The sequence below is a fragment of the Hamadaea sp. NPDC051192 genome (assembly GCF_040682475.1).
Taxonomy (GTDB): Bacteria; Actinomycetota; Actinomycetes; order Mycobacteriales; family Micromonosporaceae; genus Hamadaea; species Hamadaea flava.
Map to the genome: position 1 here is coordinate 1 of NZ_JBFBAZ010000183.1, position 13,412 is coordinate 13,412.

At 69.7% G+C, this 13,412-nt stretch carries 11 protein-coding genes and 1 pseudogene; 3 read left to right on the plus strand and 9 right to left on the minus strand.

All coding sequences use genetic code 11. The annotated features are described in order from the left end of the window. Positions 1 to 98: 98 nt before the first annotated feature. The gene (locus tag AB0M47_RS38765) at positions 99 to 1,538 is read right to left on the minus strand and encodes an MFS transporter (protein ID WP_363423108.1); all 1,440 of its coding nucleotides are present in this window, start codon (positions 1,536 to 1,538) and stop codon (positions 99 to 101) included. 104 nt (positions 1,539 to 1,642) lie between these two features. On the opposite strand from AB0M47_RS38765, the gene AB0M47_RS38770 reads away from it, so the two are divergent. The 3 genes and pseudogenes from AB0M47_RS38770 to AB0M47_RS38780 all read left to right on the plus strand — a co-directional run bounded on the left by AB0M47_RS38770 (position 1,643) and on the right by AB0M47_RS38780 (position 3,697). Next, positions 1,643 to 2,290, plus strand: a complete 648-nt coding sequence (locus tag AB0M47_RS38770; protein ID WP_253759453.1) for an HNH endonuclease family protein — start codon at positions 1,643 to 1,645, stop codon at positions 2,288 to 2,290. A gap of 34 nt (positions 2,291 to 2,324) precedes the next feature. Continuing rightward, positions 2,325 to 2,561 (plus strand): annotated as a pseudogene (locus AB0M47_RS38775) (hypothetical protein); the annotation flags it as partial. A 164-nt stretch (positions 2,562 to 2,725) separates the two neighbouring features. Then, positions 2,726 to 3,697 carry a hypothetical protein gene (locus AB0M47_RS38780; RefSeq protein WP_363423111.1) on the plus strand — a complete coding sequence of 324 codons (972 nt, stop codon included), beginning with the start codon at positions 2,726 to 2,728 and terminating at the stop codon, positions 3,695 to 3,697. A gap of 9 nt (positions 3,698 to 3,706) precedes the next feature. On the opposite strand, the gene AB0M47_RS38785 is transcribed toward AB0M47_RS38780, so the two are convergent. The 8 genes from AB0M47_RS38785 to AB0M47_RS38820 form a co-directional block, all read right to left on the minus strand. Next, on the minus strand, positions 3,707 to 4,699 hold the full coding sequence (locus tag AB0M47_RS38785; protein WP_363423113.1) for an oligopeptide/dipeptide ABC transporter ATP-binding protein: 993 nt from the start codon (positions 4,697 to 4,699) through the stop codon (positions 3,707 to 3,709). Beyond that, complete coding sequence (locus tag AB0M47_RS38790) at positions 4,696 to 5,667, minus strand: ABC transporter ATP-binding protein (RefSeq protein WP_363423115.1); 972 nt, start codon at positions 5,665 to 5,667, stop codon at positions 4,696 to 4,698. The genes AB0M47_RS38785 and AB0M47_RS38790 overlap by 4 nt, the downstream gene beginning before the upstream one ends. 1 nt (position 5,668) lies before the next feature. After that, positions 5,669 to 6,628, minus strand: coding sequence for an ABC transporter permease (locus AB0M47_RS38795; RefSeq protein WP_363423124.1), 960 nt, complete (start codon positions 6,626 to 6,628; stop codon positions 5,669 to 5,671). Between the two features lie 86 nt (positions 6,629 to 6,714). Beyond that, a complete protein-coding gene (locus tag AB0M47_RS38800; RefSeq protein ID WP_363423117.1) occupies positions 6,715 to 7,719 on the minus strand; it encodes an ABC transporter permease in 1,005 nt (334 codons plus the stop codon). A gap of 79 nt (positions 7,720 to 7,798) precedes the next feature. Further along, positions 7,799 to 9,469 (minus strand): ABC transporter substrate-binding protein, encoded by a 1,671-nt coding sequence (locus AB0M47_RS38805; RefSeq protein WP_363423119.1) that lies wholly within the window; start codon positions 9,467 to 9,469, stop codon positions 7,799 to 7,801. A gap of 122 nt (positions 9,470 to 9,591) precedes the next feature. Continuing rightward, the gene (gene recR / locus AB0M47_RS38810) at positions 9,592 to 10,185 is read right to left on the minus strand and encodes a recombination mediator RecR (RefSeq protein ID WP_253759439.1); all 594 of its coding nucleotides are present in this window, start codon (positions 10,183 to 10,185) and stop codon (positions 9,592 to 9,594) included. Continuing rightward, a complete protein-coding gene (locus AB0M47_RS38815) occupies positions 10,185 to 10,481 on the minus strand; it encodes a YbaB/EbfC family nucleoid-associated protein (RefSeq protein WP_253759437.1) in 297 nt (98 codons plus the stop codon). Before AB0M47_RS38815 ends, recR begins: the two co-directional genes overlap by 1 nt. Positions 10,482 to 10,632: 151 nt before the next feature. Next, positions 10,633 to 13,179 carry a DNA polymerase III subunit gamma and tau gene (locus AB0M47_RS38820; protein ID WP_363423122.1) on the minus strand — a complete coding sequence of 849 codons (2,547 nt, stop codon included), beginning with the start codon at positions 13,177 to 13,179 and terminating at the stop codon, positions 10,633 to 10,635. Positions 13,180 to 13,412 lie beyond the last annotated feature (233 nt).

A 13,412-nucleotide genomic window follows, 5' to 3' on the forward strand; every position in this document is an offset into this window, starting at 1 on the left:
TGGTCCAAGATCGCAGGCATATCCCTGATCTGCTGCTAAAAGCGCGGAGCGAGCGACGAGCGCGGAGCGAGCGCGGAGCGAGGAGCGCGCAGCGAGCGCTAGGAGCGCGAGGAGCGGGGGCGGAGGAAGGCGGCCAGCACCGCCCCGGCGGCCAGGCCACCAGCACACCACCACAACGCCTCGTGGTAGCCGGCGTTGAACGCTTCCGGGTTCGCGTACGCCGCTCCGGCGAGCCCGACGATCATCGGCAGCCCGGCGACGGCCAGCAACGAGGCGGCGCGGGCGGCGGCGTTGTTGATCCCGCTCGCGATGCCCGCGTACGCGTCGTCGACGGCGGCCAGGACCGAGGCGGTCAGCGGGGCGACTTGGAGGGTCAGGCCGAGGCCGAAGACGATCGCGCCAGGTAGGACGTCTCGCCAGTAGTTGGTGCTCTCGTCGACGGCGAGGAGCAGGAGCGTGCCGCCGGCGCAGAGGATCGGGCCGAGGACCAGTTGCGGCCGGGGACCGATCCGAGCGGCCAGCGCGGCGCTGCGTCCGGAGCCCACCAGCAGCAGCAACGTCATCGGGAGGGTGGCGATCCCGGCTTCCAGCGCGGAGTAGCCCGACACCGTCTGAAGCTGGATGGCGAGGAAGAACAGCAGTCCCCCCATCGCGCCATAGACCACGACCGTGTACGCGTTGAGCAGGCTGAACGTACGCGAGCCGAACAGCGACATCGGCATCATGGCGACGATGCGGGGACGCCCTTCGTGGTCGGAGATGCCGACGCCCGGACGGCTCCGGCGGCGTTCCACGGCGATGAAGGTGAACAGGCAGAACACGCCGACGATGAAGCCGGCCCAGACCTCTGGGCTGCCGAAGCCCTCTTCCGGCGTGGCGATCAGGGCGTACGTGAATCCGGCGAGGCCGAGCGCGCCCAGCACTGCGCCCGCGACGTCGAACCGCGTATGCCGTGCGATCAGGTTGCGGCTCTCCGGCATCCGCCGGGCGAGCCAGCACACCGCGAGGGCGAGCGGGACGTTGAGGAAGAACACCGCCTGCCAGTTCAGCACGTCGATCAGCCAGCCGCCGATGAACGGGCCGATCGCGGTGGACACCCCGGACAGTCCCGACCACGCGCCGATCGCCTTCGACCGGTCCTCCGGCGCGAACGACGCCTGCAGGATGGCCATCGAACCGGGGGTGAGGAGGGCGGCACCGACGCCTTGGAGGATGCGGGCGGCGATCAGCGCCTCGATGGTCGGGGCGAGGCCGCAGGCGATGGAGGCCAGGGTGAACCAGCCGACGCCGATCAGGAAGATCTTCCGGCGGCCGTGCCGATCGCCGAGCGCCCCGCCGAGCAGCACGAACGCGGCCAGCGTCAGGGTGTAGCCGGTGACGGTCCACTGGAGACCGGACAGCTTGGCGCTGAGGTCCTCGCCGATCGCCGGCAGCGCCACGGTGACGATCGTGGTGTCCAGGAAGGCCATGCCGCTGGCGAGCACCGCCGCGGCCAGGGTCGCCCGGCCCGCCGTCGTCCCGAGGCGCAGCTCCGTCACGATCACCATCTTCCTTGGGCAGTCAAGCCGCCCAGGGAGGTTTGACACGCCGACGCGCGGGAGAATCCTTACCACACCCCATCGGTCCAAGGGAGACTCTCAGCGTGCGTACCCCCCTTCGCCTCATCGGCGCGCTCGCCGCCGCACTCGTGTTCGCCGCGGGCTGCACCGAGGATCCGCTCGCGAGCCCGTCCTCATCCACGGGTGGGCTCAAGCCCACCGCCGCCGGGGCGGTCTCGACCGCCCTCGCGAGCCTCAAGATCGCCGACGCGCACCCGATGACCGGGTACTCGCGCGATCGGTTCCCCCATTGGCGCAGCGCCGGGACCGGTTGCGACGTCCGGGACAAGGTCCTGCAGCGCGACGGCAAGAACGTCAAGCTCAGCGGCTGCAACGTCACCGGCGGCAGCTGGGCGAGCTGGTACGACGACACCACCCAGACCGAGCTGACCAAGGTCGACATCGACCACATGGTGCCGCTGGCCAACGCCTGGCGGTCGGGCGCCGACAAGTGGACCGACGAGCAGCGGTCCGACTTCGCCAACGACATGGAGCGCCCGCAGCTGTTCGCCGTCTCGGCCAGCTCCAACCGGTCCAAGGGCGACCAGGACCCGTCGACGTGGAAGCCGCCGTCGCAGGACGCCTGGTGCGTCTACGCCCAGGACTGGATCACCGTGAAGGCGTATTACAAGCTCACGATCACGGCCAAGGAGAAGGACGCCCTCTCCGCGATGCTCAAGACCTGCGCCTGACAGGAGGACCCGGATGACCACGCCCGCCGAACTCGTCACCGACATCGTGCCCGGCCCCGGTGGGGTGATGACCGACGAGGTGGGTGTGGTCACCGGCGATCTCACGCTGCGTACCACGCTCGACGGTGCCACGGCCCAGACGTCCGTGCAGTACAAGGGCGCGGCGGAGTGGTACAAGATCACCGGTGGTGCGGTCCCGCTGGTCGCCCCGGACGACCTCCAGGCGGTGCATCAGCTCGCGGTCGGGTTGCTCCACCGTCCCGAAGGCTGAGAGCCAGGGGTACGCCCAGCGCAGCGCAGGCGCGGCGCAGGCGCGGCGAAACGTGATCAAAGCCCCAGTGGTGTTGTGACAGCGCCCTGACCTGGGTCTTTGATGAGGAATCGTTATCCACAGGCACTTAACAGGGAACGCCTCGCTCCGGCAGGCTGGCCGCCATGCCGAGGCGATGGCCGCGCCCCGACCTGGACGGGCTGCTGGAGAAGCAATACGGCCTGGTCCGGCGGGACCAGGTGCTCGGCGGCATGCCCGACGCCCTGACGAAGGGCGCACTGCGCTGGCGGTTGGAGCGGGGCGTCTGGCAGACCGTCCTGCCCGCCGTCTACGCCACCCATGGCGGCCCGCTGAGCCGGGAGCAGCGAGCCTTCGCCAGCCTTCTGTACGCCGGAGAGTCCGCGCAGCTCACCGGCCCGACCGCGCTTCAGCTGCACGTCGTCCACTCCGCACCGGCCGACGACCTGGTGCACGTGCTGATCCCGGATCGCCGACGCTTGTCGCCGGCCCGGTTCGCCGCCGTCTCGCGTACCCATAGATTGGATCCGAGAGCGACCACCATCGGCCGGATGGCGGTGGTCTCGCCCGCGCGAGCGGTGGCCGATACCGTGCGGATGGTCCCGGGACTGGACCGGAACGCGGCCCGCGCGCTGGTGGTGGAGTCGTTGCAGCGACGCCTGACCACCCTGGACGCGTTGCAGGACGAGCTGCGTGCCGGGCCGAAGCGCGGGAGCCTGCTGCTGCGCGCCGCGCTCACCGAGGTGGAGCAGGGATTGCGCGGTTCGCCGCTGACGCGGTTGCGGGAGCTGTGCGCGAGTAATCCGGCGTTGCCTGAGATCCGCTGGCAGCCCGCGCTGCTCGGGCCGGACGGCGAGGCGCTGCCGACGCCGGACGGCTGGATCGCCGACACCGCGATCGCGCTGGAAGTCATCGCGCCCGACCAGGACCCCTCGCCCGAGGCGTGGACCCGGCGACTGCGCCGCCAGCAGGCCTTCACGGAGTACGGCGTGCTCGTCCTGACCTTCGCCGCCAACGAGCTGCGGATCGACCCGGCGGCCGTGCTCGCCACGATCGTCCGCGCCTATCTGGACCGGGCCCGGGCCGGGGTGCGACACGCGGTCCGTGTCGCACCCTGACCCGAGGACTCAGCCGTTCTCGATCTCCTCGGCGAAGTGGCACGCCACCGTGTGCCCCTCGGCGAGTACGCGCAGCTCCGGACGCTCCTGCGCGCAGCGCTCCTGAGCCCAGGGGCACCGGGTGCGGAAGCGGCAGCCCGACGGCGGGTTGGCCGGGGAGGGCAGGTCGCCCGACAGCAGGATGCGCTCGCGACGCTCCTCGACCAGCGGATCCGGCACCGGAACCGCTGACATCAGCGCCTTCGTGTAGGGGTGCAGCGGTCGCTGGTACAGCTCGGCCGACGAGGCCTCCTCGACCAGCGCGCCCAGGTACATCACGCCGACGACGTCGGAGATGTGCCGCACCACCGCGAGGTCGTGCGCGATCACGAGATAGGTCAGCTCGCGCTCGGCCTGCAGCTTGCCCAGCAGGTTGAGCACCTGGGCCTGGATCGAGACGTCCAGGGCCGACACCGGCTCGTCGGCGACGATCAGATCCGGATTGAGGACCAGGGCGCGGGCGATGCCGATGCGCTGCCGCTGCCCGCCGGAGAACTCGTGCGGGTAGCGGGACAACGCCCAGCGGGGCAGGCCGACCGCGTCCAGCGTCTCGCAGACGATGTCCCGCCGCTCGGCCCGATCGGCGCCGATCCCGTGCGCGGCCAGGCCCTCGGTCAGGATGGACTCGACGTTCTGCCGGGGATCCAGCGAGGACAGCGGATCTTGGAAGATCATCTGCATCCGCCGCCGTATCCCCCGCAACGCGGACGGGCTCAGGCTGGTCAGGTCGGTCCCGTCGAACAGAGCCGAGCCGCCGGTCGGCTCGACCAGGCGCAACAGCGCCCGGCCCAGCGTCGTCTTGCCACAGCCCGACTCGCCGACCAGCCCGTACGTCTTGCCCCGCGGCACGCTGAGGGTCACCCCGTCGACCGCCTTGACGTGGCCGACGACCCGGTCGAACACGACACCGCGCACGATCGGGAAATGGACCTGCAGATCCTTGATCTCCACCAGTGCGGTCACGGCGCGACCTCCGGGTTGACGCAGCGGTAGGCATGCCGGTCGCCCTCCAGGGGCGGCGGGCCGGTCAGACAGGAGTCGATCGCCCGGTCGCATCGGGGCGCGAACGCGCACCCCGCCGACCAGGCCAGGACGTCGCGTACCGAGCCTCGGATGGGGGTCAGTTCCTCGCCGCGCAGGGCGTCGAGGCGGGGAATCGAGTTCAGCAGCCCCACCGTGTACGGGTGCGTGGGGTGGCCGAACAGCTCATGGCGGCCGGCGCTCTCCACCACCCGTCCGGCGTACAGGACGTTGACGCTGTCGCAGAGCCCGGCGACCACGCCGAGATCGTGCGTGATCATGATCAGCGCCGTGCCGTCCTCCCGGACCAGTTCCTTCAGCAACTCCAGGATCTGGGCCTGAATGGTCACGTCCAGCGCGGTCGTCGGCTCGTCGGCGATGAGCAGGCGGGGCCGGCAGGCCACCGCCATCGCGATCAGCGCCCGCTGGCGCATCCCGCCCGACAGCTGATGCGGGTACTCCTTCAGCCGCCGTCGCGGGTCCGGGATGCCGACGCGGTCGAGCAACTCGGCCGAACGCCGCTCCGCCTCGTGCTTGCCGAGGCCTCGGTGGCGTACCAGCACCTCGGCCACCTGGACGCCGATCGGTACGACCGGGTTCAACGAGGACAGCGGGTCCTGGAAGATCATCGCGATCTCCCGGCCCCGGATGTCGCGCAGCGTACGCCGGTCGGCCCGCAACAGGTCGAGGCCGTCGAACTTGGCGCTGCCGTCCACCTGTACGCGCTTGGTGTTCTGATGCGGGAGCAGACCGATCAGGGCGAGCGAGGTGACGGACTTGCCGCACCCCGACTCCCCCACCAGCCCGACCACCTGACCGGCGTCGACGGTGAACGAGACGCCGTCCACCGCCCGGACGTCGCGATCGGCGTGGAACGTGACGCCGAGGTCTTGCACTTCCAACAGCGCCATGTCACTTCCTTAGCTTCGGATCGAGCGCCTCACGCATCGCCTCGCCGAGCAGCGTGAACCCGAACGCGGTGATGATGATCCCGACGGCGGGATAGATCGTGAGCCGGGGCGCCACCTCGAGACGGGTCAGCGCGTCGGTCAGCATGACGCCCCACTCCGGCACCGCCGGGTCGGGGTTGCCGAGGCCCAGGAAGGACAGCGCGGCCGCCTCGATGATGGCCGTGGCCAGCGTCAACGTCGCCTGCACGAGTACTGGCGCGAGTGAGTTCGGCAGCACGTGGGCGACGGCGATCCGGCCCCGGCGTACGCCGAGCGCGGTGGCCGCGGTGACGTATTCCGAATGGCCCTGAGAGATCATCGAACCGCGGAGCAGCCGGGCGAAGACCGGCACCGAGATCACCCCGACGGCGATCATGACGGTGATCAGGCTCGGCCCGAGCAGGGCCGCGACGCTCACCGCCAGCAGCAGGCTCGGCATCGCCAGGAGCATGTCGACGACCCGCATGATGGCGTTGTCGACCTGCCGGCCGCGGCGGCCGCCCAACGCGTACGCCGAACCCGCGAGCCCGCCGAGCAGGCAGCCCACGAGCAGACCCAGCGAGGTGGCGACGACGCCGACCAGCAGCGTCTGCCGGGCTCCGACGATGACCCGGCTGAACTCGTCCCGCCCGTTGTGGTCCAGCCCGAACCAGTGCTCGGAACTCGGCCCGGGAATGATGTTCTGGCCCTCCTTCACCTGGTCGGCCCAGGCGGTGGAGGTCGGGCTGTACGGCACGAGGAACGGGCCGATGATCGCGACCAGCACGAAGATCAGCAGGATGCTCGCGCCGATGATGGCGGCGGGATTACGGCGTACGCGACGGAACGCCTCGGCCCACAGGCTGCGGCCCTTCTCGTCGGCGTGCACCGCGGCCAGCTCGGCGAGCCGGTCGAGCCGCTGCTTCTTCGCCTTCGGGGTCAGCCCCTTGAGCCCGGTCGCCTCGTCCTGACGCTGCTCCGGCGCGGTCGCGCCCGAAGCGGCCGCCTCGGGAGTCAGATTGTCGGGGGTCATCGCACCCTCACTCTCGGGTCGATGACGCCGTACGCGACGTCGACGAGCAGGTTGACGGTGACGTAGATGATCGCCACGAACATGATGAAGCCCATGAGTACCGGATAGTCCCGATGGTCGATCGACTCGGCGATGAACTGGCCGATCCCGGTGAAGGCGTACACCGTCTCGGTCAACACCGCGCCGGAGAGCAGACCACCGGTGAGCAGGCCGATCGTGGTCACGACGGGGAGCAGCGCGTTCCGCATGATGTGCCGGCCGCGTACGGTGCGTTCGGTCAGGCCCTTGGCCTGCGCGGTCCGGACGTAGTCCTCGCCGAGGACTTCCAGGACGCTGGCCCGTGTCATCCGCACGATGATGGCGAGCGGGATGGTCGCCAGGGTCATCGCCGGCAGGATCAGGTGCTTCAGCGCGTCGGCGGCCGCGTCCCACTCACCGGTGAGGATGCCGTCGAGGACGTAGAAGTTGGTGATCCGGGTCGCGTCGATCGTGACGTCCTGCCGCCCGGCCGACGGGAACCAGCCCAGCTTGACGGCGAAGACCTCTTTGATCAGGTACGCCAGCACGAAGATCGGGACGCAGACGCCGAGCAGGGAACCCGCGACCGAGGAGTAGTCCAGGAGACCGCCGCGCTTGCGGGCGGCCAGGTAGCCGAGCGGAATGCCCAGGCCGATGGCGATGATCAGGGCGGAGACGGTCAGCTCGACGGTGCCCGGGAAACGTTCCATGAACTCGGTGGTCACCGGACGGTGCGTGTTGATCGACACCCCGAGGTCACCGGTGATCAGGCGGCGCATGAACCGGGCGTATTGGATCCACAATGGCTGGTCAAGACCGAGATCGTGTCGCAGCTTGAGGCGCGTCTCGGGCGTACCGCGTTCGCCGAGGATCGCGGTCTCCGGTCCGCCGGGCAGCCGATGCAGCCAGAGGAAGAGGATCAGCGACAAGCCCAGCAGCGTGGGTATGAGCTGGAGCAGTCGCCGGACGATGTAACGGAACATGGGCGGCGTCCTTGTGGGTGTGCCACGGCTAGGCGGCACACGGGCATTGCCGTGTGCCGCCTAGGCGTTATGTGGGGAATCAGGACGTGTAGTACGCCGTCGAGAACTTCTCGTCGGTCAACGGACTGGGCTTGACCCCGGTCACGTCCTTGCCGAAGACGATCGCCGGCGGACCATGCGCGATCGGCACACCCGGCAGGAACTCCATGATCTTCGCGTTCAGCGCCTTGTACGCCTCGACGCGCTTGGCCTGGTCCGGCTCGCTGTCGGCCGCCTTGAACTGCGCGAACAGCTCGGGGTTGTTGAAGCCCCACTCGCCCTTCTGGCGGTCGAACATGGTGCCGATGAAGTTGTACGCGTCCGCGTAGTCACCGGTCCAGCCCAGCAGGTGCAGGTCGTGCTTCTTGCCCGTCTGCACCGCGTTGAGGTAGTCCGGGCTCCACTTCAGCGCGTGCGGCGTGATCGTGATGCCGACCTTGGCGAGGTCGGCGGCGATCAGCTCGAAGATGTCCTTCGGCGCCGGCATGTACGGCCGAGTGACCTCGGTCGGGTAGTAGAAGTCCAGCTTCAGGTTCGTCGCCTTGGCGTCCGCCAGGAGCTGCTTGGCCTTGTCGACGTTGTAGTCGTACTTGGTCACGGCGTCGTTGTAACCGTCGAGACCCGGGGGCTGGAACTCCAGCGCCACCGACGAGCCGGCCGGGTACTTGGAGTCCACGATGGCCTGCCGGTTGACCGCGTACGCGATCGCCTGCCGGACCCGGACGTCCTTCAGCGCGGGGTTTCCGCTCTGGTTGATCGCCAGGTAGAGGATGTTGAACGCCGGCCGGGGCAGGACGTTGAAGCCCTCGTCCTTCAGCGGCTTCATGTCCGCCGGGGCGACCAGGTCGTAACCCTGGATCTCACCGCTGCGCAGCGCCTGCTTGCGGGCGGTCAGGTCGGAGATGGTCTTGAAGATCAGCGTCTTGATCTTCGCCTTGGTCCCGTAGTAGCTGTCGTTCGCGACGAGCTCCACAGCCTTGTTGGTGTGGTCCCACTTCACGAACTTGTAGGGGCCGGTGCCGACCGGGTGCTCCTGTGCGTACGCCGGGTAGATGACGTTGTCAGCGGTTCCGCCGACCTTGTCGGCCTCGAAGTCCTTCAGAGCCTTGGGGCTCTGGATCGAGAACGCGGGCAGGGCCAGCGCCGCCGGGAACTTGGAGGTGACCCGGGTCAGCGCGACCTCGACGGTCGAGGCGTCCTTGGCCGCGCAGCTCTTGAAGAGGCTCGGGGGAAGCTCGGCGGACTCGTTCTTGGCGAACCCGCCGAAGACGTCCTGCCAGTACGACGAGATGTCCTGGTTCTGCATCAGGCCGGACCAGTTGTACCAGCGGTTGAAGTTGGTGCAGACGGCCTCGGCGTTGAAGTCGGTGCCGTCGTGGAACTTGACGCCCGTCTTCAGCTTGAACGTCCACGTCGTACCCGCCGCGTCCGGCGTCCAGCTCTCGGCCAGGGACGGCACGATCTTCGTGCCACCCTCTTCCGGCTTGACCAGACCCTCGAACATCTGGCGCGCGACCCGGAACGACTCGCCGTCGCTCGCCAACGCGGGGTCCATGACCTTCGCGTCGCCGGCCACCCCGAAGACGAGCTTGTCCTTCTTCGTGGAGGTTGATGTGTCATCCCGCTTGCTCTGGCATCCGGCCAGTGCCAGCGAAACGGCCACCGAGGCTGCGAGGACCGCGGTAACGGTTCGGAGCCTTGAGGCGCTCATATGGTTCACCTCTGTCCTGTGACGTGCTTCACCGATAGCCGGACACTAATAGCTGATCGGTGGACAGAGGAGAGGCCGATATCAGATCGTTGTGAGCCCTGTCAGGGATCGTTGTGAGCCCGTCAGACGGTTCGTCGTCCTTCGAACGCCCTGCCCAGGGTGATCTCGTCGGCGTACTCAAGATCGCCGCCGACCGGCAGGCCGCTCGCGAGCCGCGACACCGTGATCCCCATGGGCTTGACCAGCAACGCGAGATACGTGGCGGTAGCTTCACCCTCGGTGTTCGGGTCGGTGGCCAGGATCATCTCCTTGACCTCCCCAGTGGACAGTCGCGCCATCAGCTCACGGATGCGCAGATTGTCCGGACCGACCCCTTCGAGGGGATTGATGGCGCCGCCGAGGACGTGATAGCGCCCGCGGAACTCGTTCGTCCGCTCGATCGCCACGACGTCCTTCGGCTCCTCCACGACGCACAGGACCTCGTCGCTCCGCCGGGCGTCCCGGCAGATCCGGCACTTGTCGTCCTCGGCGACGTTGAAGCAGATAGTGCAGAACTTCACGACGTCCTTGACCCGCAGCAACGTCTGCGCCAACCGGCGCACGTCGGCAGGGTCGGCCGCGAGCACATGGAACGCCAGCCGCTGAGCACTCTTCGGCCCGATGCCCGGCAGCCGGCCGAGCTCGTCGATCAGATCCTGGATCGCACCCTCGTACATCAGAACGGCAGACCCATGCCGCCGGTCAACGGCCCCATCTTCGCGTCACGCACCTTCGCCGCCTCGTCGAGCGCGCTGGTGAACGCGGCGAGCACGAGATCTTCCAAGGTCTCGACGTCGTCTGCGTCGACCACCTTCGGATCGATCGTCACACTCTTGGGCGCGCCGTCACCGGTCACGGTGACGGTCACCAGACCGTTGCCCGCGGCACCGGTCAGCTCCAGCTCCGCCAACTCGGCCTGGGCGGCCTCGAGCTTGCGCTGCATCTGCTGCGCCTGCTTCATGAGCTGCTGCATGTTGGGCATGCCACCGGGACGCATCTGTCAGCCTTTCGTCACGAATGCTTACGCCGCCCAGAATAATGCAGCGGACCGACCTTCCTCGCGCTCACCGCTGTTCCCGCCCGCCCTAGACAGCGCGGCGGGTCGTCGCCGAGAGAGAGCTGGCTTAGAGGTCCGCGATCTTCTCGACGTGCGAGAACGACTGCCGGAGCGAGTCGATCGCCTGCTGCTCGACCGACTGCCGCACGGTGGCGGCGTCGATGACCTCGTCGGTCGGCTCGTCACCCGGATCGAACCCGGGTTCCTCGGCCTCGGTCGCAGTCCGGGGCGCGGCCGTCGGCGGGGCAGGCGTACGCGGAGCCGCGCGTCCGTTGGCCGGGGCCGTCTTGCCCGCAGCGGCACCAGCCGCGGCAGCGGCTGCCGACCGGGCCGCCGCCCGAGCGCCGTTCGGCGCCGCACGCTGCGGTGCGACCGCGGTCGCCGTCGCGGCCCCGCCGGCGGCCGGACGGTTCAGGGGCCCGTCGAACTCGGGGTCGTACGGCGGCTCGTCGAGCGGGCCGAAGTCCTCGTCGGCGACGGCGGTCGCTGTCGCGGCCCGGCCGCCGACAGGCTGCGTCTGGGCGGCAGCCTGCGCTTGGGCGACCGGCTGGCTGCGTACGGGGGTGGCGGCCGACGGCCCGGCCGGACTCACCGGGGCATCGCCATCGCCGCCGGCATTGGCACTGGAGGAACCCGAGGCACCGCCGATCGGTGCGGTGGCTGGCCAGTCCTCCGCATCGGCCGCCGGAGGCGCGCTCCGGGGCTCACGTGGTGCGGCGGCCGGACGAGTCGGCTGCGCCGGTCGGCTCGCCGTACGCGAAACCGCGCCGCCGCCTCCGCCGCCACGCTGGTCGCCACCGCCGCCGACTTCGCAGCGCAGCTGCCAGCGCCCGCCGACGACCTCGTGCACGGCGTCGAGCAGGGCGCCGGGATCGGCGCTGACCGAGTTCGCGTGGAACGAAGCCTTGAAGACCAGCACGATCGTGGTGCCGTCGACGTCCCGGACGACGCCGTCTCGCGCCATCGCCGCCATCCGCTTGTTGCTGCGCCCGGTGAGCTGCACGATCTCGTCCCAGGCCCGGCGCAGGGTGGGAGCGTCGATCGCGCCGCCGGCCGGAACAGCGGACGCCGGGCTCGCCGGGGCCGATACCGGGCGGTCGACCGATGCGGGGCGGTCGACCGATGCTTGGTCTGGATTCGCTGGGGCGGAGACCGGTCGGTTCGCCGCGGCCGAACGGTCGGCGACCGGCCCGTTCGCGGGCGGTGCCGAGGTCGGGTGGTCGGCGACCGGGGCCGCCGGGGCGGGTGCCGCCGATACCGGAGCCGACGCAGCGGACGCGGTCGACGCCGCCGGTGAGGCCGACGCGGGAGCAGAAGATGCCGTGGCGGAGGACGACGATCGGCCAGCCGACGCCGCTGCGGCACGGGCGGCCGCTCGTCCGTCGCCGTCGCCCGGCAGCGCCGAACCCTGAGCGGATCCTGCGGACGCCGAAGCGGAGCCAGCCGAACCGATGCTCGGTACGCCCTGCTCCAGGCGTTCGATCCGGGACAGCAGCCCGACCTCGGAGGCGTCCACGGTCGGCAGGAGCATCCGCGCGGTGATCAGCTCCAGCAGCAGCCGCGTCGAAGTCGTGCCCCGCATCTCGATCAGCCCGTTGTGGGCGATCTCGGCCCACCGGGACAACGTCGCCGGGCCGAGCCGCTGCGCCTGAGCCTGCATCCGCTCCACTTGATCGGCCGGGGCGTCGATCAGGCCCTTGGCCGCCGCGTCCGGGATCTGCCGCAGCAAGATCAGGTCGCGCAACCGCTCCAGCAGATCGGCGGTGAAGCGGCGGGGATCATGCCCGGCCTCGGCGACCCGGTCGATCGCACCGAAGGCAGCGGCCGCATCTCCGGCGGCGAGCGCGTCACAGACGTCGTCGATCAGTGTGGCGTCGGTGACGCCGAGCAGCGCGACCGCGCGTGCGTACGCGACGCCTTCGGGTCCCGCGCCCGCGATGAGCTGGTCGAGCACGGACAGCGCATCCCGGGCCGAGCCGCCGCCGGCGCGAACCACGAGCGGCAGCACCATCGGGTCGACGGTGACGCCCTCCAGCTCGCACAGCTTCTCGAGGTAAGGCCGCAGGACGCCGGGCGGGATCAGCCGGAAGGGATAGTGGTGCGTCCGCGACTTGATCGTGCCGAGCACCTTCTCCGGCTCGGTGGTGGCGAACACGAACTTCACGTAATCCGGGGGCTCCTCGACGAGCTTGAGCAGCGCGTTGAAGCCCGCCGACGAGACCATGTGCGCCTCGTCGATGATGTAGATCTTGAAGCGGCTGACGGCCGGCGCGAAGAAGGCCCGCTCCCGCAGCTCGCGGGCGTCGTCGACACCACCATGCGACGCGGCGTCGATCTCGATGACGTCGATCGAGCCGGGGCCGTCGGGCGCCAGCGCCCGGCAGGACTCGCATTCACCGCACGGTTCGGGCGTCGGACCCTTCTCACAGTTCAGCGACCGGGCCAGGATGCGGGCGCTGGAGGTCTTGCCACAGCCGCGCGGCCCGGAGAAGAGGTATGCGTGGTTCAGCCGCCCGGCGCTGAGCGCCTGAATCAGCGGCTCCGTCACGTGCTCCTGCCCGATCACCTCGGCGAAGGTGCGCGGACGGTACTTGCGATAGAGCGCCAACGCCACGGACGACCACCTCCCGATTGCCGACTCATAGCCTCTCACGACCGGCCGACATCGCCGAGAGGCGTCACGCCCGTCTTACGCGCGTTCACCTTGATCATGGTGTTTCCAGTCACGCCACACCGTCGAGACCACGGTTAACTCCATGATCAACGGGGAGAGGGCGGGGGGAGGGGGGAGGCGGGGGGAGGGGGCGGGGGGCGGGCGGGGGGGCGGGGCAGCGGGCGGGGGCGGGC